This window comes from Stenotrophomonas sp. YJH_SMC_6 (assembly GCF_059371335.1).
In genome coordinates this window covers 237,939-256,212 of sequence record NZ_JCAFUM010000005.1, presented here as the reverse complement: position 1 = coordinate 256,212, position 18,274 = coordinate 237,939, and the positions used below count along the sequence as shown (strand labels likewise).

General features: G+C 67.7%; 20 protein-coding genes. 10 read left to right on the top strand and 10 right to left on the bottom strand.

What is annotated here, in order from left to right:
• The first annotated feature begins 200 nt into the window (after window positions 1-200).
• From AC5P9N_RS07670 to hglS, 5 genes are all read left to right on the top strand, one after another.
• The gene (locus AC5P9N_RS07670; RefSeq protein ID WP_012478956.1) at window positions 201-572 is read left to right on the top strand and encodes a hypothetical protein; all 372 of its coding nucleotides are present in this window, start codon (window positions 201-203) and stop codon (window positions 570-572) included.
• Window positions 573-804: 232 nt separating this feature from the next.
• A complete protein-coding gene (locus tag AC5P9N_RS07665; RefSeq protein WP_005407824.1) occupies window positions 805-1,221 on the top strand; it encodes an EF-hand domain-containing protein in 417 nt (138 codons plus the stop codon).
• 84 nt (window positions 1,222-1,305) lie between these two features.
• Window positions 1,306-2,058 carry an HAD family hydrolase gene (locus tag AC5P9N_RS07660; RefSeq protein ID WP_099484925.1) on the top strand — a complete coding sequence of 251 codons (753 nt, stop codon included), beginning with the start codon at window positions 1,306-1,308 and terminating at the stop codon, window positions 2,056-2,058.
• 31 nt (window positions 2,059-2,089) lie between these two features.
• Window positions 2,090-2,578, top strand: coding sequence for a hypothetical protein (locus AC5P9N_RS07655; protein WP_099484924.1), 489 nt, complete (start codon window positions 2,090-2,092; stop codon window positions 2,576-2,578).
• Window positions 2,579-2,744: 166 nt separating this feature from the next.
• A complete protein-coding gene (hglS, locus tag AC5P9N_RS07650; RefSeq protein ID WP_099484923.1) occupies window positions 2,745-4,109 on the top strand; it encodes a 2-oxoadipate dioxygenase/decarboxylase HglS in 1,365 nt (454 codons plus the stop codon).
• A gap of 173 nt (window positions 4,110-4,282) precedes the next feature.
• Here hglS and scpC read toward each other — a convergent pair whose 3' ends face one another.
• On the bottom strand, window positions 4,283-5,797 hold the full coding sequence (gene scpC, locus AC5P9N_RS07645) for a succinyl-CoA:acetate CoA-transferase ScpC (protein WP_005407828.1): 1,515 nt from the start codon (window positions 5,795-5,797) through the stop codon (window positions 4,283-4,285).
• A 421-nt stretch (window positions 5,798-6,218) separates the two neighbouring features.
• Between scpC and glnE the strand changes: the two genes are divergently transcribed.
• Window positions 6,219-9,014 (top strand): bifunctional [glutamate--ammonia ligase]-adenylyl-L-tyrosine phosphorylase/[glutamate--ammonia-ligase] adenylyltransferase, encoded by a 2,796-nt coding sequence (gene glnE, locus AC5P9N_RS07640; protein WP_099484922.1) that lies wholly within the window; start codon window positions 6,219-6,221, stop codon window positions 9,012-9,014.
• Window positions 9,015-9,529: 515 nt separating this feature from the next.
• Here the strand turns inward: glnE and AC5P9N_RS07635 are convergent.
• The 6 genes from AC5P9N_RS07635 to AC5P9N_RS07610 all read right to left on the bottom strand — a co-directional run bounded on the left by AC5P9N_RS07635 (window position 9,530) and on the right by AC5P9N_RS07610 (window position 13,468).
• Window positions 9,530-10,090: a queuosine precursor transporter gene (locus AC5P9N_RS07635; protein ID WP_060380532.1), complete on the bottom strand. Its 561-nt coding sequence runs from the start codon at window positions 10,088-10,090 to the stop codon at window positions 9,530-9,532.
• Window positions 10,091-10,165: 75 nt separating this feature from the next.
• On the bottom strand, window positions 10,166-10,678 hold the full coding sequence (locus AC5P9N_RS07630; RefSeq protein ID WP_099484921.1) for a hypothetical protein: 513 nt from the start codon (window positions 10,676-10,678) through the stop codon (window positions 10,166-10,168).
• A 32-nt stretch (window positions 10,679-10,710) separates the two neighbouring features.
• The gene (locus AC5P9N_RS07625) at window positions 10,711-11,205 is read right to left on the bottom strand and encodes a hypothetical protein (RefSeq protein WP_005407832.1); all 495 of its coding nucleotides are present in this window, start codon (window positions 11,203-11,205) and stop codon (window positions 10,711-10,713) included.
• A gap of 19 nt (window positions 11,206-11,224) precedes the next feature.
• Window positions 11,225-12,076: a DUF2145 domain-containing protein gene (locus AC5P9N_RS07620; protein ID WP_099484920.1), complete on the bottom strand. Its 852-nt coding sequence runs from the start codon at window positions 12,074-12,076 to the stop codon at window positions 11,225-11,227.
• 48 nt (window positions 12,077-12,124) lie between these two features.
• The gene (locus AC5P9N_RS07615; protein ID WP_005407834.1) at window positions 12,125-12,355 is read right to left on the bottom strand and encodes a hypothetical protein; all 231 of its coding nucleotides are present in this window, start codon (window positions 12,353-12,355) and stop codon (window positions 12,125-12,127) included.
• A gap of 153 nt (window positions 12,356-12,508) precedes the next feature.
• Window positions 12,509-13,468 (bottom strand): mitochondrial fission ELM1 family protein, encoded by a 960-nt coding sequence (locus AC5P9N_RS07610; RefSeq protein WP_005407835.1) that lies wholly within the window; start codon window positions 13,466-13,468, stop codon window positions 12,509-12,511.
• 126 nt (window positions 13,469-13,594) lie between these two features.
• On the opposite strand from AC5P9N_RS07610, the gene AC5P9N_RS07605 reads away from it, so the two are divergent.
• The gene (locus AC5P9N_RS07605) at window positions 13,595-14,185 is read left to right on the top strand and encodes a malonic semialdehyde reductase (RefSeq protein WP_005407836.1); all 591 of its coding nucleotides are present in this window, start codon (window positions 13,595-13,597) and stop codon (window positions 14,183-14,185) included.
• Window positions 14,186-14,271: 86 nt separating this feature from the next.
• Window positions 14,272-14,979, top strand: a complete 708-nt coding sequence (locus AC5P9N_RS07600; protein WP_005407837.1) for a YceI family protein — start codon at window positions 14,272-14,274, stop codon at window positions 14,977-14,979.
• Between the two features lie 199 nt (window positions 14,980-15,178).
• Here the strand turns inward: AC5P9N_RS07600 and AC5P9N_RS07595 are convergent, their stop codons facing one another.
• Window positions 15,179-15,580 (bottom strand): hypothetical protein, encoded by a 402-nt coding sequence (locus tag AC5P9N_RS07595; RefSeq protein ID WP_099484919.1) that lies wholly within the window; start codon window positions 15,578-15,580, stop codon window positions 15,179-15,181.
• A gap of 208 nt (window positions 15,581-15,788) precedes the next feature.
• Here AC5P9N_RS07595 and AC5P9N_RS07590 point away from each other — a divergent pair, with 208 nt between their 5' ends.
• Both AC5P9N_RS07590 and AC5P9N_RS07585 read left to right on the top strand, forming a co-directional pair.
• Entirely contained in the window at window positions 15,789-16,610 is an 822-nt protein-coding gene (locus AC5P9N_RS07590) for a hypothetical protein (RefSeq protein WP_099484918.1), read from the top strand.
• A complete protein-coding gene (locus tag AC5P9N_RS07585) occupies window positions 16,607-16,771 on the top strand; it encodes a hypothetical protein (protein WP_158230123.1) in 165 nt (54 codons plus the stop codon). The genes AC5P9N_RS07590 and AC5P9N_RS07585 overlap by 4 nt, the downstream gene beginning before the upstream one ends.
• 73 nt (window positions 16,772-16,844) lie before the next feature.
• On the opposite strand, the gene AC5P9N_RS07580 is transcribed toward AC5P9N_RS07585, so the two are convergent.
• Together AC5P9N_RS07580 and AC5P9N_RS07575 are read right to left on the bottom strand one after the other, a co-directional pair.
• Window positions 16,845-17,642: a siderophore-interacting protein gene (locus AC5P9N_RS07580; RefSeq protein WP_099484917.1), complete on the bottom strand. Its 798-nt coding sequence runs from the start codon at window positions 17,640-17,642 to the stop codon at window positions 16,845-16,847.
• Window positions 17,643-17,702: 60 nt separating this feature from the next.
• On the bottom strand, window positions 17,703-18,263 hold the full coding sequence (locus AC5P9N_RS07575; RefSeq protein ID WP_099484916.1) for a PadR family transcriptional regulator: 561 nt from the start codon (window positions 18,261-18,263) through the stop codon (window positions 17,703-17,705).
• Window positions 18,264-18,274: the final 11 nt, after the last annotated feature.

Below are 18,274 nucleotides of genomic sequence, written 5' to 3'. Positions count from 1 at the left end.
TGACAGTTTCCCGCGCGGTCCGTTGTAGAGCCGAGTCCATGCTCGGCTGCTCTTTGTTCATCGGCTGCTTTTTGTTCAATCGTCGAGATACTCGATTTCGATGGAGATTCATCCACGCATGGCGTGGATCTACTGTGGCTACCGGATCGGGTCCGGGGCAGATCCCTTACACTGGCCGCCTCTTCATCCCTGCCCACCCGATGAACCTTCCCCTGCACTTCGGCCTGCTCGGTACCCTGGAAGCCGGCGCCATCGCCCTGCTGGTCGGGCTGCTGGTGTACTTCCTGTGGTCGCAGCTGTGCCGGCTCCTGCACTGGACCGCGGGTCACGCGATCGGGTGGTCCTGTGTCATCGCCGTGATCATCTCCGCCGGCATCGATGCATGGAAGCTGTTCTACATGGGCATCGTGCGGCTGGAGTCGCCGCTGTACGCGCGCCTGTTCCTGGCCACCATCCACGATCCGAACGAACTCGGCAGCCGCGTGGTGCTGGAAATCGCCGGTGCGCTCGCCGGTGTTGCGCTCGGCTGGGTGTTGTTCAGTTCGCGGTCATCGGAAAAAACCGTCGACTGACGCAGGTTTTTCGTTGGTTGCCAGTTAAATCCGGCTGCGCTGAATGCGCATCTTATGAGCTGCTCACTTGCTGCTAACCACCGTGCTAATGCATGCGCGGGGGCGAGTGGTTAATGGTGCGTGTTGACGCGGGTCGCGGGGCAAAATCGATTCAGAAACGGAGTGGCAGGGTAGGTGCCGTGCGGAGACAACACGCCGCGCAACACCACCCAATTGGCAGGAGACACCCCTGATGACTATTCGCAACCGCAAGCCCCTGATCGCCCTGATCGTCGCCGCTGGCAGCGTGCTGGCCATTCCGGCGATGGCCCAGTCGGCCAAGCAGCAGGCGGCGCATGCGCAGAACGAGGCCGCACAGGCCCAGCAGGCGGCTGCACAGGCCGGCCAGGCCGCCGACCAGGCGACCAACGCCGCCGCAGCCGCATCGGCGCAGGCCAACGGCGGTGGCCAGACCTGGGCCAGCATCGATACCGATGGCAACGGCACCATCAGCAAGACCGAGGCGCAGGTGAACGCGGGCCTGGCCCAGGTGTTCGACCAGGCTGATACCAACAAGGACGGCGAGCTGAGCGCCGATGAGTACAAGGCCTATGTGGCCGCCCAGCAGGCCGGCGCCGGCGGCGCAGCGCAGGGTGCGCAGGGCAGGTAAGACCTGTATCGGGGCGTATGGGAACCCGGGCGGCTTCGGCCGCCCGGGTTTTTTTCGTCACCACGGCCCCTGTATCCTTGCGCGATGAACTCCTCCACGCCTGCGCCGTCGCGCGCCATCGGCCTGGTCGGTTTTGACGGTGACGATACGCTGTGGAAGAGCGAGGACTACTACCGCAAGGCCGAGCAGGACTACCTTGACCTGCTGTCGCGCTACGTCGACGTGCACGACACCCAGACCGCGCGCCACCTGCTGGAAGTGCAGCAGCGCCACCTGGGCACCTTCGGCTACGGCGTGAAGAGCATGACGCTGTCGATGATCGAAGCGGCCATCGACATCACCGGGCAGCGCATCGAAGCGAAGGACATCCAGCGCATCCTGGATATCGGCCACGACACCCTGCGCCACCCGGTCGAACTGATCGACGGTGTGCGCGAAGCGGTGGCGGCCATCGCCGAGCACTACCCGGTGGTGCTGATCACCAAGGGCGACCTGTTCCACCAGGAAGCGAAGATCAAGGTCGCCAACCTGGGCGAGCTGTTCCCGCGCATCGAGATCGTCTCGGAGAAGGACCCGGAAACCTACGCCCGCGTGCTGGCCGAATTCGATCTGCCCATGCAGCGCTTCGTGATGGTCGGCAACTCGCTGCGTTCGGACATCGAGCCGGTGGTTACCCTGGGTGGCTGGGGCGTGCATACCCCGTACGCGGTGACCTGGGCCCACGAGACCCAGCACGGCGTGGCCGACGACGAACCGCGCATGGTCACCGCCGATACCGCCCACGACTGGCCGGCCGCACTGGCGGCGATCGAAGCCAAGGCCGCTGCGGCGGCCTGACAGGGCCCGGCGGCTGCGGCAGAATCGGGGCATGAATTACCGACTGCGCGTGTTGCTGTTGTCCCTGCTGCTGGCGCCGGCCACCGTGCTGGCCCAGCAGACCGCCGAGCGTTCGGCTGCGTATGAGGTGGCAACCGGTGACAGCTGGGTTGATGCCCAGCTGCAGGACATCAACCATTACGCCGAACGCTACCCGGATGCCTTTCTCGATGAGGTATCGCGCTATGCCGACGTGCCCCGTGGCTACATCAGCGCGCTGTTCACCACCCATGGCTGGCAGGCCGGGGACATCTACTTCGCCTGCTTCTGGGCCAAGGCCAGCGGCCAGACCTGCCGCGACAGCGTGCGCGCCTTCAGCCAGGACCCGGACGGCGGCTGGGAGGCGGTGGTGAAGCGCATGCCCACCAAGCCGGACAACCTGCATTACCGCGCCGTGCGCCACGCCATCGTGGCCAGCTACGGGCACTGGGACCGGCCGATCACCCTGGATGCCACGCTGAAGCGCCAGCTCAACCGGTAGTGCCGGGCGCTGGCCGGCAACTGCACTAATCCTGGCATCGAGAGGTTGCCGGCCAGCGGCCGACACTACCGGTTTCCTTCATGTTGCTCTGCATATCGCCGCCGCCATGCACTCCGGCGACAATACGGGTCCGAGCTGTTCCCCCGTTCCCGTAATCGAGTGACTGATGAGCGCCTCTTTGGTTTCGCCTGATGTGATCCGCCGCCTGTTCGCACAGGCCATGTCCCGCATGTACCGCACCGAAGTGCCGCTGTACGGCACGCTGGTGGAACTGGTGGAGCGGATCAACGCGCAGGTGCTGGAGCAGGACCCCGCTCTGGCCGCGCAGTTGCAGCGCAACGACGAGCGCGCGCGCCTGGATGAAGAACGCCATGGCGCGATCCGCGTGGGCACCGTGCAGGAACTGGCCACGCTGCGCCGCCTGTTCGCGGTGATGGGCATGTATCCGGTCGGCTACTACGACCTGTCGGTCGCGGGCGTGCCGGTGCATTCCACCGCGTTCCGCCCGCTCACCGGCGCGGCGCTGGCGCAGAATCCGTTCCGCGTGTTCACCTCGCTGCTGCGCCTGGAGCTGATCGAAGACGACGCGCTGCGTGCCGAATCGGCGAAGATCCTTGCGCGCCGCCGCATCTTCACCGACGGCGCGCTCGCACTGATCGACCAGGCCGAGCGTGACGGCGGCCTGGCGCAGGCCGATGCCGAACGCTTCGTCGACGAAGCGCTGGAAACCTTCCGCTGGCACGGCGATGCCACCGTCGACCTGCCGACCTACCACGCGCTGCACAACGCGCATCGCCTGGTGGCCGACGTGGTCAGCTTCCGTGGCCCGCACATCAACCACCTGACCCCGCGCACGCTGGACATCGACGCTGCGCAGGCGGCGATGATCGAACACGGCATGGCGGCCAAGGCGGTGATCGAGGGCCCGCCGCGCCGCGCCTGCCCGATCCTGCTGCGCCAGACCAGCTTCAAGGCACTGGAAGAGGCCGTGCATTTCCCGGGCGGCGAAGGCGGCGATGCCGGCACCCATACCGCGCGCTTCGGCGAGATCGAACAGCGCGGCCTTGCGCTGACCCCGAAGGGCCGCGCGCTGTACGACCAGCTGTTGTCGCAGGCCCGCGATGCCGGTGGCGAAGGCAGCACCGGCGGCGACTACGGCCAGCGCCTGCAGGCGGTGTTCGCCAGCTTCCCGGATGACCATGACACGCTGCGCCAGGAAGGACTGGGCTATTACCGCTACCAGCTGACCGACGCCGGCCGTGCCGCGCCCGAGCGCGTGGCGGATCTGCCGGCTGAAGTGCTGGTGGCCGCCGGCCTGGCCACGGCCGATCCGATCGTCTATGAGGATTTCCTGCCGGTCAGTGCCGCGGGCATCTTCCAGTCGAACCTGGGTGGTGAAGAACAGCGCGCTTATGCCGCACATGCCAACCGCGAGGCCTTCGAGCAGGCGCTGGGCGTGGCGGTGCATGACGAGTTCGAGATCTACGAGCGGCTGCAGGCTGAGTCGCTGGCGGCGCTGCGCACCGCGTGAAGGTAGAGCCGGCCGCTGGCCGGCTGTTGGGGAAGCCGGCCAGCGGCCGGCACTACCCGATTCCGTAGCTGGGGTCAGAGCCCTTTCCTGTGGAAAGGGATCCGACCCCAACGTTGCGCATGATCGGGGTCAGATCCCTTTTCGGCAGAAAAGGGCTCTGACCCCCAACGCAATCAGCCCTTCATCGTTCCGGTATCCAGCCAGCGCTGGTGCCACGACAGCGCTTCCGGCAGCAGGTGCGGGGTGTGCTTGCCGTAGCTCTCGCGGCTGGCGCGGTCGAAGTAATCCTGCAGCTGCGGACGGAAATCCGGATGCGCGCAGTTGTCGATCAGCACCTGCGCGCGCTTGCGCGGGGTCAGGCCACGCAGGTCGGCCAGGCCCTGTTCGGTGACGATCACCGACACGTCGTGCTCGGTGTGGTCGACATGGCTGGCCATCGGCACGATCGCCGAAATGGTGCCGTTCTTCGCGGTGGACGGGCTGAGGAACGCCGACAGGAAACCGTTGCGGGCAAAGTCACCCGAACCGCCGATGCCGTTCATGATCCGCGTGCCCATCACGTGCGTCGAATTGACGTTGCCGTAGATGTCCACCTCGATCATGCCGTTCATGCCGATGCAGCCCAGGCGGCGCACCAGTTCCGGATGGTTGGAGATTTCCTGCGTGCGCATGATGATGCGCTCGCGGTAGAAATCGATGTTCTCCTTGAACGTCTCGTTGGCCTGCGGGCTCAGCGCGAAACCCGTGCACGAGGCATAGCTCAGCACGCCGTCGCGCAGCAGGTCGAGCATGCCGTCCTGGATCACTTCGGTGAACGCGGCCAGGTCGCGGAAACCGCTCTTGGCCAGGCCGGCCAGCACCGCGTTGGGAATGTTGCCCACGCCCGACTGCAGCGGCAGCAGGTTCGGCGGCAGGCGGCCCTTCTTCACTTCGTGCTTGAGGAACTCGATCAGGTGCGAAGCGATCTGCTCGCTGGTCGCATCGATCGGGCTGAACGGGCTGTTGCGGTCCGGGCCGTTGGTGCGTACCACGGCCACGATCTTGTCCGGGTCGCAGCGCAGCGCGGTGTCGCCGATGCGGTCGTTGGCGTTCACCAGCGGAATCGGCTTGCGGTGCGGCGGCAGCGCGGTGCCGTAGTAGATGTCATGCATGCCGTCGACGCCGGCCGGCTGCCATTCGTTGACCTCGACGATCACCTTCTTCGCCAGGTCCAGCCAGGTCTTGTTGTTGCCGACCGAGGTGGAGGGCACCAGCGAGCCATCCTCGCGGATGGCCGAGACTTCGATCACGGCGGTATCGATCTCGCCGTAGAAGCCGAACCACACGTGCTGGGCAACGTGGCTGAGGTGGATGTCGATGTAATCCAGCTTGCCCTCGTTGATGCGGTTGCGCGCATCCGGGTCGCTCTGGAACGGCATGCGCATGGCGATGCCATCGGCCTTGGCCAGCGCGCCATCGAGTTCCGGCGCGGTGGAGGCGCCGGTCATCAGCTTGATCTGGAAAGGGTTGCCCTGGGCATGCACCGCTTCAATGCGGCGGGCCAGTTCGACGGGAACGGCCTTGGGATACCCGGAGCCGGTAAAGCCGCTCATGGCCACGGTTTCACCGGGCTGGATCAGCGCGGCTGCGGCCTCTGCGGAGACCACGCGGTCACGGAGACGCGCGTTGGCGATGCGATCAACAGACATGACGACACGTGTTGCTGGGGGGAATTCCGATTATCGGCCATCCTCATCCGTACGGGGGGTTCTACCTTCGTGGAATGGCTTTTCCCCAGGGGCTCACCCAAACCCGTCGGTTTTGTTTTGCAGTGCAGCGTGCAAAGTGCTTTCGCAGCCCGCACGATGGCCCTGCATCCCGACGTGGGGGAGGGAGCAGAGCCCGCTGGCAGTTCGCTGCAAGCGGGCTTTTTTATTGCCTGTTGCCCAGTATGAATACGCGGCCTCCATTGTCGGTAGTGCCGGCCGCTAACCGGCAGATCCGTTGACTTGGTAGTGCCGGCCGCTGGCCGGCAGATCCGATGATGCTGCCGAAGGTTACCGGGGTTGCCGGCCAGCGGCCGGCACTACCGGGTCCGTTGCGTCCCGACCGGGTCGATACAATCAGCCCATGACCCTCGCCCCCGCTGATCTGCCCGTCTCCCTGCAGCCTCTTGTCGACCGCGCCCTGGCGCGCCTGGCCCAGGTCCTGCCCGAGCCCATCCCGGCCGACCTGCTGCCGTTGCTGACCCGGCTGGCGGTGGCCAGCGACTTCGCGCTGGACACCCTGGTACGCCAACCCGCGCTGCTGGCGCAGCTGGCCACGCCCGGCTGCCCGCCGATCCCGGCGCCGGTGCTCGACCCGCTGCAGCCCAGCGACTGGCCGGCGCAGATCCGGCGCTGGCGTGCGGCGATGTCCACACGGCTGATCTGGCGCGACCTTGCCGGGCTGGACGACGTGGCGCAGACCCTGGCCGGTGCCACCACCCTGGCCGAAGACTGCCTGCGGCTGGCACTGGAGGCCCTGCAGCAGGAATTCGCCCAGCGCCACGGCGTGGTTCGCGATGGCGAAGGCGTCCCGCAGCAGCTGGTGGTGTTCGGCCTCGGCAAGCTCGGTGGCGGCGAGCTCAACTTCAGTTCCGATATCGACCTGGTCTACGCGTACCCGCACGGCGGCGAATCCGATGGCCCACGCGCGCTGGCCGCCGAAGAGTATTTCGCCCGTCTCGGCCAGCGCCTGGCCAAGCTGCTGGACGAAACCACCGTCGATGGCTTCAGCCACCGCGTCGACCTGCGTCTGCGCCCGTTCGGCAGCGCTGGCCGCGTCGCACTGTCATTCGCGGCGATGGACCAGTACTTCCAGCGCGAGGGCCGCGATTGGGAACGCTACGCGTGGCTGAAGGCGCGCGCGGTGGCCGGCGACATCGCCGCCGGTGAAGCGTGGCTGCAGACCCTGCGCCCGTTCGTGTACCGCCGCTACCTCGATTTCACCGCGCTCGATGGCCTGCGCGAAATGAAGGCGGCGATCACCGCCGAGGTCGCGCGCCGCGAGTTGCACGAGGACATCAAGCGTGGCGCCGGTGGCATCCGCGAAATCGAATTCCTGTGCCAGGCGTTGCAGCTGATCCGCGGTGGCCGTGAACCGGCACTGCGCGAGCGTCGCCTGCTGGTGGCGCTGGATGCACTGGTCGCCGCCGGTCAGATCGCGCCCGAGGATGGCAGTGCACTGCGCGAGGCTTACCTGTTCCTGCGCCGGCTGGAGAACCGACTGCAGATGCTGCGCGACGCGCAGACCCACGTACTGCCCAGCGACGCGCTGGACCGCGAACGCATCGCCGTCGGCCTCGGCTATGCGGACTGGGACGTGCTGCGCGCGGCGTTGGCCGAACAGCAGCAGCGGGTCAGTACTGAATTCGCCGCGCTGCTGGCGCCGCGCAAGGGCCAGGCCGCGCCCGACGCGCTGGCCAACTACTGGCGCAGCCTGCCCGAAGGCAGCAACGCACCACTGCTGGCCGAAGCCGGCTTCCTCGATGCCAACGGCGCCGACCAGTCACTGCGCGATTTCGCCCAGGGCACCGGCGTGAAGTCCTTGTCCGATGCGGCGCGTGCGCGGCTGGATCGCGTGCTGCCGGCACTGCTGCATGCGGCCACGCGCTCGCCACAACCCGACGCCGCGCTCAAGCGTGTGCTTGGCCTGCTGCAGGCGGTGCTGCGCCGGACCAGCTATCTCGCGCTGCTGGACGAGCAGCCCAGTGCGCTGGCGCGGCTGGTGGATGTGCTGGCGCGCAGCGCGCTGCTGGCCGAGCGCCTGGCGGCGTATCCGCTGCTATTGGACGAACTGCTGGACGTACGCGTGTCCGGGCCGATGCCGGATGCCGCCGGCATGCTGGCCGAGTGCCAGCAGGTGCTGGCGGTGGAGGATCCCGAATCCGCGCTGCGCTGGCTCAACGAGACGCGGCTGGCGCTCAGCTTCCGCATGGCGATGGCTACGCTGGATGGCCGCCAGGGCGCGGTGGACAGCACCCGGCAACTGGCCGAACTGGCGCAGGCGGTGGTGGTCACCGTGCTGGCGATGGCCGAAGCGGACATGCACGCCGCACACGGCGGGATTCCCGGCGGACGTTTCGCGATCATCGGCTACGGCAGCCTGGGTGGGCTTGAACTGGGCTTCGGTTCCGATCTGGACCTGGTATTCCTGCACGACAACCCGGCCGGGGTGGACGCCAGCGATGGTGCGCGTCCGCTGGAGCCGGGCCGCTGGTATGCGCGCCTGGCGCAGAAAGTGATGGCCCTGCTCGGCGCGGTTACCGCCGCCGGCCGCCTGTACGACATCGATGTGCGCCTGCGCCCGGACGGTGGCAAGGGTTCGCTGGTGTCTTCGCTGGCCAGCTACACCGAATACCAGCGCGAACGCGCATGGACCTGGGAACACCAGGCCCTGGTGCGCGCACGCGGCGTGGCCGGTGATGCCAGCCTGCTGGCCGACTTCGAGCAGGTGCGTGCACAGACGCTGGGGCGTGAGCGCGACACGGGTGTGCTGTATGCGGACGTGCTGAAGATGCGCGGCCGCATGCGCACCGAACTGGACCGCAGCGATGCCGCACGACTGGACCTGAAGCAGGGTGCCGGCGGCGTAGTGGACCTGGAGTTCCTGCTGCAGACCGGCGTGCTGGCACGCAGTGCGCAGCATGCGGCGCTGCTGCAGCCGCGCGATACGCCGTCGTTGATCGATGCGCTGGCGGTTGCCGGTTTCCTGCCGGATGCCACCGCGCAGGCACTGCATGGCGCGCACGCCACGCTGCTGGACGTGGGCCTGGCCTGCACGCTGGATCGGCGCCCGCGGTTGGCACCGACCACGCCTGCGATTGAAGAGGCGTGTGCCGCGATTACGGCAGCGTGCAGAGCCGCGGAGCTGCCGTTCGCCTGAGCGGGGGCAAATGCTGCAACAACTTTGGGTAGGTGCGGACCGTTGGTCGGCACCCACCGGATCAATGGCCCTGCGATGCCCGCTCCTGGTAGGTGCCGACCGTTGGTCGGCACAATCTGTCGGCAGCGATGAGTTCTGCAGGGCGTGCCGACCAACGGTCGGCACCCACCGGATCAATGGCCCTGCGATGCCCGCTTCTGGTAGGTGCCGACCGTTGGTCGGCACAATCTGTCGGCAGCGATGAGTTCTGCAGGGCGTGCCGACCAACGGTCGGCACCCACCGGATCAATGGCCCTGCGATGCCCGCTCCTGGTATGTGCCAACCGTTGGTCGGCACAATCTGTCGGCAGCGATGAGTTCTGCAGGGCGTGCCGACCAACGGTCGGCACCGAATCAATGGCCCTGCGATGCCTGCTCCTGGTAGGTGCCGACCGTTGGTCGGCACAATCCGCCAGCGGTAATGAACTCCGATGGAGCGTGCCAACCAAGGTCGGCACCCACCAGAGCATGTGCGGTCAGCTGGTGGCGCGCAGCGGTGCCATCTTCCACAACAACGCGCGGAACGGGGCCAGCAGGCAGACGCCGATCGCCAGCTTCACCGCCAGGTCGCCCGCCGCCCAGCTCACCCACGGCAGGGTGGAACCGGCAAACGCGATCGACCAGAAAATGGTGGTATCCACCGTCGCGCTGCAGGTGGTGGCCACCATCGGTGCGCGCCACCAGCTGCCACGACGCAGGCGGTCGAACACGGTGATGTCCAGCAGCTGCGCCACGATGAAGGCCGAGCACGAGGCAATGGCGATGCGCGGCGTGGCCACCCACACCGACAACACCACCGCCACCAGGAAGCCGATCCACGCCACGCGGCGCGCCGGGCCCGGGCCGAAGCGGCGGTTGATCAGGTTGCTGACCAGGAACGCGACTGGATAGCTGAAGGCACCCCAGGTCAGCCAATCGTTGATCGGGTACTGCACCAGTACGTTGGACAGCAGCACCACCGCGCCCATCGCCAGTACCGCCAGCACCAGGGCGCGCGGGGTCAGCGGGGCAAAAAGAGGGGCAGGACGCACGGACATGGCGAGCCAGGGGGACAAAGGGGATCGCCCATTATCCGCCCGGCCCGCGTCAAAGCCAAAACCGGTCGTTCAGCTTTACAGCGCTTCGCTCATCACATCGCCAGCGGCGTAGGCGGTGGGCACGTAAGCCAGTGCCTGGCCCTGCGCGCTTTTCACGGTCCAGCCGGCACCGGCTTCGGTGGGGTCGAAGTGCACCTGCTGGCCGACCACGAAGCCTGCCGCCTGGTCTTCATGCACGTGCGCCGGCCAGCGCAGGGTGGCGGTCTGGTCGGCTTTGTCCGGCACCTGCAGCTGTACCTGGCGCTCGCCCTCCGGCGTGGTCTCCACCTTCTTCACCTCCATCGGCGGCAGCGGCACTGCCTTGGTGCGCGTGGCCCGGCCGTTGCGTTCGCTGGCCTTGAACGGCGCCTTGGACAGTTCGGACAAGCCCATAGAGGCCGCCAGTGGCAACGACAGCACCACGAACGACGTCACGATCACGCTGGCCTCGCTGCTGTTCAACTGCGGCGCGGCGCCAGCATGGACAGTGGGCACCAGCAGCGCCGAGAGCAGCAGGGCGGACGCGGGAATGCGCAGGCAACGGAACATGGAGACCTCCTGGTCAACGTGGGGGCGGCGGCTCAGCGCCGGGTATCGAAGATGTCGCGCGGGCCGGTGGCCTCGGGCAGATATTCCAGCGGGCGGCCCTGGTTGTCCTTCACCTGCCAGCCCTGGTCGGTGCCGGTCGGCTCGAAGTTCACGGTCTGGCCCACGGTGAACTGCACGGCGGGATCACCGGGGCGCTTCGGCCACTGCATCGACGCGGTGTTCTGCGGGTTGTTGGCATCACGCAGCAGTACTTCGCGGCGGCCGTCGACGGTGGTGGCGATGGCGCTCACCTGCATCTGCGGCAGCTTCACCGATGCGCCGTGGCCGGGCGGCAGCCCGGCATCCCGGGCTTCCTTGGCAGCGGCGGCGCGCGCGGAAGCAACCAGGGGCGCGGACATTTCCAGGCTCGGCCCCTGCGGACCCGGGTCCTGCAGGATGATGATGCGGCGTTCGGCATGGGCGGTGTTCGCGCCGAGCAGGCCGGCAATGATCACCATCGACATCAGGGAAACAGGCAGCGGACGCATGTCGTTCTCCTCGCGGGATTCAGGGCGTGGCGGCAGCAGCACCGGCCACCGGCACATGGGGGATCACCAGTTCCTGTTGCAGCTGGCTGCGCTGGTGCAGGAAGTCGAATACCGATTCCACCGTCACCACCGAATAGTTGCCGGAAATGCGTTCGCCGGCGGGGTGGTCGGTGGTGGTGGCGTTTGCAATGAACAGGCGCGCACCCACGCGCTTGCCCAGGCCGATATGCAGCACGCTGGGCTGGTACTTCTGCTGGCGCAGCCATTGCTGGGCCTGTTCGCGCTTGACGATGGCCGGCGCACCGTCGGCCTGTGCCATCGCTGCCGCCAGCATCTCCAGTACCCACTGGTTGGAGTTCTGGTAGTCGGTGGCGAACGGGTAGGCGACCACGTTGTACCTGGTCTCGTGCAGCGCCTTGGGCTGGATCGACGGCGACACCAGCATCGCCTTCAATGCAGCACGCAGCGGCGCCGACGGCACGCCGATGCGCAGGTCGGTATGCCCGCCGCTCTCGCCGACGAAGTTGCCCAGGCCCTCGTGGTACAGCTGCGAGCTGTCGGTCTTGCAGCGGTTGAGTAGGTGCATCGCGCGCCAGCGGCCGTCGTCCTCGCGCAGCAGGAAGGCCAGGTGGCTGTGGCGCAGGCCGTAGCGGCTCAGGTCCTGGCCACCGCGCGCGGCGACCACCACGTCCACATCGGGCAGCGCGTCCAGGCGTTCGGCGGTGGTCCAGGCCACGTCCAGCATCGCCGCCTGCGACGCCACGCTCGGGTAGCGTTCGCGGCACTCGGAACTGTTGGCCCAAGCGGGCGCGGTCACCAGCAGGCTGGTGATCAGCAGCACGGCGCGGGGCAGGGGGGAAAAACGATCCATGTCGATACCTTCAACGGCGGGCAGGCCCGCGCGCCGATCATACGCCGGTCAGCGCAGCGGGCGGTCCAGGCCCTTGCGCTGGAGTTCCTTGTCGCAGGCGTCGCTGATCGGGGCCACCGGCAGCGGCGGGCGCTGACCAGTCTTCGGATCGCGCAGCGCCGGCTGTTCGCGGTACGCGTCCAGCTGCTGCTGGCATTGATACGAGATCGGATCCAGCTCGGTGGGCGTGGTGGAGCAGGCGGCGAGCAGGGCCAGGGGCAGCAGGAGCAGGGTGCGCATGAAGACGTTCAGCGTGATGGGGGACGCTGGACTCTAACCGCACAGTCGGATCGAAATGTTCAGAAAACGCTGCGCACCCGGTAGTGCCGGCCGCTGGCCGGCAACGTCAGGATCTTCGGTAGCGCGTAGAGCATTGCCGGCCAGCGGCCGGCACTACCCCAATGCCAGACGCTGTTTCACTTCCGCGGCCACCCGCGCGGTCTCGCGCAGTGGTTCGATGCGGTCGTACTGCCAGTCCAGCCAATGCGCCTGCAGCCGCCCGCGCTCGCGCAGCTGCTGCTGGAAGCGCGCGAGCCGGCCCTGCGCGGTATCGGCCAGCGCCACCATCACCGGCATGCGCGTGGCGCAGGCTTCAGACAGCAGGTTCACCGAATCGGGCGAGACCACCACGCGGTTGGCCCAGCCGAGCAGGCCGCCATAAGGATTCGTACCGTCGCCGCCGTCGCCCCAGATCACATGCGGCAGGTCGGCGAACGTCGCGCGCAGGATCTCGGCCAACGCCGGCGGCGTGCGTCGCGAGGTGGTCGCCAGCAGGCTGCCGCCTTCGCTGCGGATCTGCCCGGCCAGCGCCTGGAACACGCCCACCATCGCCGTTTCATCCCACGGCGCCAGCGGCGTCGGTCCACCGACAAGCAACGCGGTGCGCGGGCCGGGCAAGGTACTGAAGCCGGCGAACGCGGCGCGGCCCCAGGCCAGCCAGTCGTCGTCCACCGGGTTGAGGCTGCCGAGCAGGGTCAGCACGTTGCTGCCACGCAGGGCATCGTGTTCGGGCACCACCACCACATCCCAGTGGCGTGCGCCGATGCGAGGGTCGAGGATCTGCACCACCTGGCTGCCACGTGCCCGCAGGACGCGCAGTGCGCCGGCGGCCTGGCGGCCACAGCCGATCGCCAGCGCCGGGGCCTCGGCAGCCAATGACGCGAAAGCCTCGCCATAGCCGTTCACATCACCCGGCAGGCGCCGCGGCGACAGCCAGCGCCAGGGTGCGCGGGGCTGCAGGACCAGCGGTCGGTGGGTGCCCTGGCGCAGCGCCGAGGCCAGCGCGACCGCCTGGCGGACATTGCCCGCACGGCCGTCAGTGACCGTCCATGGCGCGCTCGATCGTTTCACCATTGGCATTAATTCGTTTCAGCCCTGCTGGGTGTTGCAACAGTCGCGACACTCTACACTGCGGCTCGTCGTTTCGCCCCGCGCCGCCCGCGGGCACTGACTTCCCTTAGCCGCCCTGGAGATCCACCGATGTCCCACGCGCTCGACGCTGCTGCCCTCGACCAGCTGTTCCGTACTGCCCGCACCCAGAACGCCTTCCTCGACAAGCCGGTCCCGGCCAGCCTGCTGCAGGAACTGTACGACCTGGTGAAGTGGGGCCCGACCGCCGCCAACACCACGCCGGCCCGCTTCGTGTTCGTCACCTCGAAGGAAGCCAAGGCCAAGCTGGCCCCGGCCCTGTCCGAAGGCAACCACGACAAGACCATGGCCGCTCCGGTCACCGCCATCATCGGCTTCGACCTGGATTTCCACGAGAAGCTGCCGTACCTGTTCCCGCACACCGATGCCAAGGCCTGGTTCGACGGCCCGCAGGAAGGCCGCCACGAAGCCGCCCTCCGCAACGGTAGCCTGCAGGGCGCCTACCTGATCCTGGCCGCACGCGCGCTGGGCCTGGATGCCGGCCCGATGTCCGGCTTCGACCCGGCCAAGGTCGACGAAGCCTTCTTCGCCGGCACTTCGATCAAGTCGAATTTCCTGGTCAACCTGGGTTACGGTGACCCGGCGGGCCTGTTCCCGCGTCTGCCGCGCCTGTCGTTCGACGAAGCGGCGCGCATCGCGTAAGTCGTTGTATCGGTTTCGGGCCCGCCGTCCCGCGGCGGGCTCTTGCTGCACCGTGTACCCACCCTACGATCCGGAGAGTTCCTGAGATGAGCGCCACCCGTAAACTGCTGCTGCCGCTGGCCCTGACCCTGGCCATCGCCGCCTGCTCCAAGCCGGCCGACACCGCTGCCCCGGCCGCCGATGCCGCCGCCCCGGCCACCACCGAGCAGGCCGCCACCCCGGCCGCCGATGCCGCCGCTGCCGCGCCGGCCGCCGAAGCGATCAAGATCGCCTCGGGCACCTACAAGCTGGACCCGACCCACACCGACGTGCTGGCCCAGTGGAGCCACTTCGGCTTCTCCAACCCGAGCGCGCACTTCGGCAACGTCGAGGGCACCCTGGTGTACAACGCCGAAGACGTGACCAAGTCCACCGTGGAAGTGAAGCTGCCGCTGAGCGGCCTGAACAGCTTCACCGCCAAGTTCGACGAGCACCTGAAGAGCGCCGACTTCTTCGACGCCGCCAAGTTCGCCGATGCCACCTTCAAGAGCACCAAGGTGGAAGCGGCCGGCACCAACAAGCTGACCGTCACCGGTGACCTGACCATCAAGGGCATCACCAAGCCGGTCACCCTGGACGTGACCGTCAACGGCGGTGGCGAGCACCCGATGGCCAAGGTTCCGGCGGCTGGCTTCGATGCCACCACCACCCTGAAGCGCAGCGATTTCGGCGTTGGCGCGTATGCCCCGAACGTCAGCGATGAAGTGAAGATCCGCATCACCACCGAAGCCACCGGCGAAAAGCCGGCGGCTTGATGCACCCCGCTCACTCGTCGTGAGAAGGCAGAAGGCCCGCTGAAAAGCGGGCCTTCTTTTTGGGTGCCGGTAGAGCCGGCCGCTGGCCGGCTGCATGCGGGGTGCCCGATGCTGATGGGGTTGCCGGCCAGCGGCCGGCACTACCCGGTAGACGCCAACCTGCATCTGGTGGGTGCGGACCGTTGGTCCGCACGATCCCTCAGCGCAACGCGCCCAACCATGCCACGCACGCTTCGCTCGGGCTCTGCTTGGCTTTCACCGCCAGCCCGCTCACGCGCACGAAGGTCTGCGCGGCCTGCGCCACCACCTGGCGTGCGATCAGCGCCGCCTGCTTGGTCGCGGCCTGCTGCTTGCGCAGCTGCACGATGTGCACCGACGGCCGGCCCACCGGCGCGTACTTCTGGTCGCGGCGCAATACATCGGCCACCTGCGCCACTTCGAATTCGGCCTGCAGGTAACGGTGCTGTGCCTCCACCAGCTCACGCAGCGGTACGCGCAGTGCAGCGGTGTCGGCGAAGGCGGCCAGGGCCGCATCGCAGACGGCGTCATCGGCGAAGCGGGTACGCAGCGCGTCCACGCTGGCCAGGGTCAGTTTGGCCATGTGGGCCTCGTGCTGCAGGAAAGGAGCGCGATTGTCGCATTGCTTGGCGTGTTCCGGAGCGGCGGTCTTCCGTTTGGTAGAGTCGACTGTTAGTCGACTGCTCTTGGCGCGATGCCGGAAACCCCCGCGCTGCGCGCGGTAGTCGACTAACAGTCGACTCTACCTGGCTGGCGTTTCAGGCGCAGCCGCACCCACGGAAGGAAGACCCATGCAGGACGCGCAGTACTGGTTGAACGAATTCTGGTCGGGCCTGAGCGTGCTCGATCTGCTGGGCGGCAGCGTGCTCGGCACGTTGCTTGGCCTGGTGCTGGGCATCTTCGCCTGGCGCGGGCTGCACCGCCGGGGGTGGTTGCAGCGGCGCAAGCGCTGGCATCACTGGCTGCTGGCCAGCTACGTGGTGGTGCTGCCGCTGGCCACCGCCTTCTTCGGGCTGCAGCTGGGCTTCACCGCCGGTGCGCACCGCGCGCTGTTCAAGCAGCTCGATCATTTCCAGCCGCACCTGCAGACCTTGGTGGAAGGCTGGAGCGAAGGCTTCACCGACTCGCTGGACGACCCGCGCATGCGCGAGGCTTTGCGCAGCCAGGGCACGGTGGGTGATGTCGCCGACACCATTGCCTCGGCCTATCTCAGCGAACATCCGTTGCCCGGCCTGGATCGTCTTGGCAACGGCCCGTTGTCACGCGGCACCGGCTGGGTGATCGGCAAGGTGCGCGAAGGCCTGCTGCGCGGCATGGTGGAAGACACGCTGGTGGACAAGGCCGGCACGGTCGGGCTGGAGCCCAAGGTGGTGCGCGAGGCGCTGACCATGCATGTGGATGAGCTGCTGCACACCCGTGGTGTGCTGCGGCTGGTGAAGGCGCAGATCAACGGCATGATGCCCGGCGTGTATTTCGGGCTGTTGCTGCCGCTGCTGGTCATCGCGCTGCTGGTGGCGCTGGAGATCTGGGCCGCGCAGCGGTTCGGGTGGGCGCAGCAGGTGGTAGTGCCGGCCGCTGGCCGGCAATTGCAGGTTCCTGCCGAAGGTTCATGAGGTTGCCGGCCAGCGGCCGGCACTACCTGTTGCAGGGCGTGCGGATGCTGGCGCTGGAGATCTGGGCCGCGCAGCTGTTTGGGTGGATGCGGCAGGCGGTGCCCCGCGTGGTAGTGCCGGCCGCTGGCCGGCAGCTGCAGGTTCCTGCAGAAGGTTCATGAGGTTGCCGGCCAGCGGCCGGCACTACCCATCGGAGGGTGTGCGGACCAACGGTCCGCACCCACCGTCTTTGGATCAATCGCCGTCGGTTTCGTCCGGGTGGGCCTTCCAGTAGCCGGTGGAACGAATCCAGTCGCGCGGCACGCCCAGGTGGCCTTCGATGAACTTGCGCATCATGCGGGCGCGGCGCGATTCGGTGGCGATCCAGTAGAAGACATCACCTTCCGGCGCTTCGAAATCGGTCAGCATGTCTTCCAGCAGGGTGCTGGTCGCCGCCGGGAAGCCGTTGCGCTCCAGCCAGTGGATGCGCACGTTCTCGTACTGCGGCAGGTCCTGGCGTTCGGCTTCATCGCTCACTTCGATGAAGGCCTGCACCTCGGCACCGTCCGGCAGCACGTCCAGCCAGCGGGCGATGGCCGGCAGCGCGGTTTCATCGCCGATCAGCACATAGGCGTCGTAGCTGTCGGCCACCACGAACGAGCCGCGCGGGCCGCCGATTACCAGCACGTCGCCCGGCTGCGCGCGCTCGGCCCACGGCCCGGCAATGCCCTGGTCGTGCAGCACGAAGTCGATGGCCAGCTCGCCGCTCTCGTGGTCCCACCAGCGCGGGGTGTAGTCGCGGGCGGGCGAGGGCTCCTTGCCGTCCGGGTAGCTGCGGCCTTCGGCGGTCAGCACCGGCAGCACCATCTCGCCCGCAGCGTTGGGGAAGAACAGCTTGATGTGGTCGTCGGCGCCCGGCGAATCGAAACCGGCCAGTTCGGCGCCACCCAGCACGATGCGGCGCATGTGCGGGGTGACCTCTTCGGTGCGCAGCACGGTCAGTTCACGGAAGCGCACATCCAGGCGCAGGCGCGAGTTGTTGTGTTCGGTCATGGGAATACCTGTAAAGGTGTCGCGCAGTGCTGCGCGGCATGGGGGAGGACCTGGCTGGAGTCAGTCTGGCTGGGTCGTTGAAAAGGGTTGGCTCTCGCCACCGGTAGTGCCGTTGAGCAGCGCCGACGCCCGGGTCAGCAGCGCCGCCACTTCTTCCGCCTCGCCCTCGGCCCAGCGGCCGTGGTGGTGCACCAGTGCCCGCTTGAACTCGCGCAGGGCGCCGGCCAGCGGTGGCGGCAGCGAGGCCTTGGTGATCTCGCGGGCGCGGTCGAAGGCACGCCGTTGCGCCAGGCGCACCTGGGTGCGCTGCACCTTCAGCTCGAACTCGCCGGCAGCGGTGATGCGGAAGATCCGCTTGCCATCCACTTCCTCGGCCTCGATCCAGCCGGCCTGCTCGAAGCTGGCCAGCAACGGGTACATGGTGCCGGCGCTGGGGGTGTAGGCCTGCATGAACTGGTTGCTGATCAGCTGCATCAGCTCGTAGCCATGGCGCGGCTGTTCGCCGATCAGGGCCAGCACCAGCAGGCGCAGGTCGCCACGGCTGAGCACCCGCGGCTGGCCGTTGCGGCGCGGTACGGCCGAGTCGGTGGAACGGGCTCTGGGAGAAGGGGTACGGCTCATTTCGATATATC

Excerpts from the sequence above, each read along its gene's own strand:
- AC5P9N_RS07610 (WP_005407835.1), bottom strand. The coding sequence starts at position 13,468 with ATGGTGAAACGATCGAGCGCGCCATGGACGGTCACTGACGGCCGTGCG.
- AC5P9N_RS07580 (WP_099484917.1), bottom strand. The coding sequence starts at position 17,642 with ATGACCGAACACAACAACTCGCGCCTGCGCCTGGATGTGCGCTTCCGT.
- scpC (WP_005407828.1), bottom strand. The coding sequence starts at position 5,797 with ATGTCTGTTGATCGCATCGCCAACGCGCGTCTCCGTGACCGCGTGGTC.
- glnE (WP_099484922.1), top strand. The coding sequence starts at position 6,219 with ATGACCCTCGCCCCCGCTGATCTGCCCGTCTCCCTGCAGCCTCTTGTC.
- AC5P9N_RS07665 (WP_005407824.1), top strand. The coding sequence starts at position 805 with ATGACTATTCGCAACCGCAAGCCCCTGATCGCCCTGATCGTCGCCGCT.
- AC5P9N_RS07630 (WP_099484921.1), bottom strand. The coding sequence starts at position 10,678 with ATGTTCCGTTGCCTGCGCATTCCCGCGTCCGCCCTGCTGCTCTCGGCG.
- AC5P9N_RS07635 (WP_060380532.1), bottom strand. The coding sequence starts at position 10,090 with ATGTCCGTGCGTCCTGCCCCTCTTTTTGCCCCGCTGACCCCGCGCGCC.
- AC5P9N_RS07620 (WP_099484920.1), bottom strand. The coding sequence starts at position 12,076 with ATGGATCGTTTTTCCCCCCTGCCCCGCGCCGTGCTGCTGATCACCAGC.
- AC5P9N_RS07625 (WP_005407832.1), bottom strand. The coding sequence starts at position 11,205 with ATGCGTCCGCTGCCTGTTTCCCTGATGTCGATGGTGATCATTGCCGGC.
- AC5P9N_RS07575 (WP_099484916.1), bottom strand. The coding sequence starts at position 18,263 with ATGAGCCGTACCCCTTCTCCCAGAGCCCGTTCCACCGACTCGGCCGTA.
- AC5P9N_RS07605 (WP_005407836.1), top strand. The coding sequence starts at position 13,595 with ATGTCCCACGCGCTCGACGCTGCTGCCCTCGACCAGCTGTTCCGTACT.
- AC5P9N_RS07615 (WP_005407834.1), bottom strand. The coding sequence starts at position 12,355 with ATGCGCACCCTGCTCCTGCTGCCCCTGGCCCTGCTCGCCGCCTGCTCC.
- AC5P9N_RS07670 (WP_012478956.1), top strand. The coding sequence starts at position 201 with ATGAACCTTCCCCTGCACTTCGGCCTGCTCGGTACCCTGGAAGCCGGC.
- AC5P9N_RS07590 (WP_099484918.1), top strand. The coding sequence starts at position 15,789 with ATGCAGGACGCGCAGTACTGGTTGAACGAATTCTGGTCGGGCCTGAGC.
- AC5P9N_RS07595 (WP_099484919.1), bottom strand. The coding sequence starts at position 15,580 with ATGGCCAAACTGACCCTGGCCAGCGTGGACGCGCTGCGTACCCGCTTC.
- AC5P9N_RS07660 (WP_099484925.1), top strand. The coding sequence starts at position 1,306 with ATGAACTCCTCCACGCCTGCGCCGTCGCGCGCCATCGGCCTGGTCGGT.
- AC5P9N_RS07585 (WP_158230123.1), top strand. The coding sequence starts at position 16,607 with ATGAGGTTGCCGGCCAGCGGCCGGCACTACCTGTTGCAGGGCGTGCGG.
- AC5P9N_RS07655 (WP_099484924.1), top strand. The coding sequence starts at position 2,090 with ATGAATTACCGACTGCGCGTGTTGCTGTTGTCCCTGCTGCTGGCGCCG.
- AC5P9N_RS07600 (WP_005407837.1), top strand. The coding sequence starts at position 14,272 with ATGAGCGCCACCCGTAAACTGCTGCTGCCGCTGGCCCTGACCCTGGCC.
- hglS (WP_099484923.1), top strand. The coding sequence starts at position 2,745 with ATGAGCGCCTCTTTGGTTTCGCCTGATGTGATCCGCCGCCTGTTCGCA.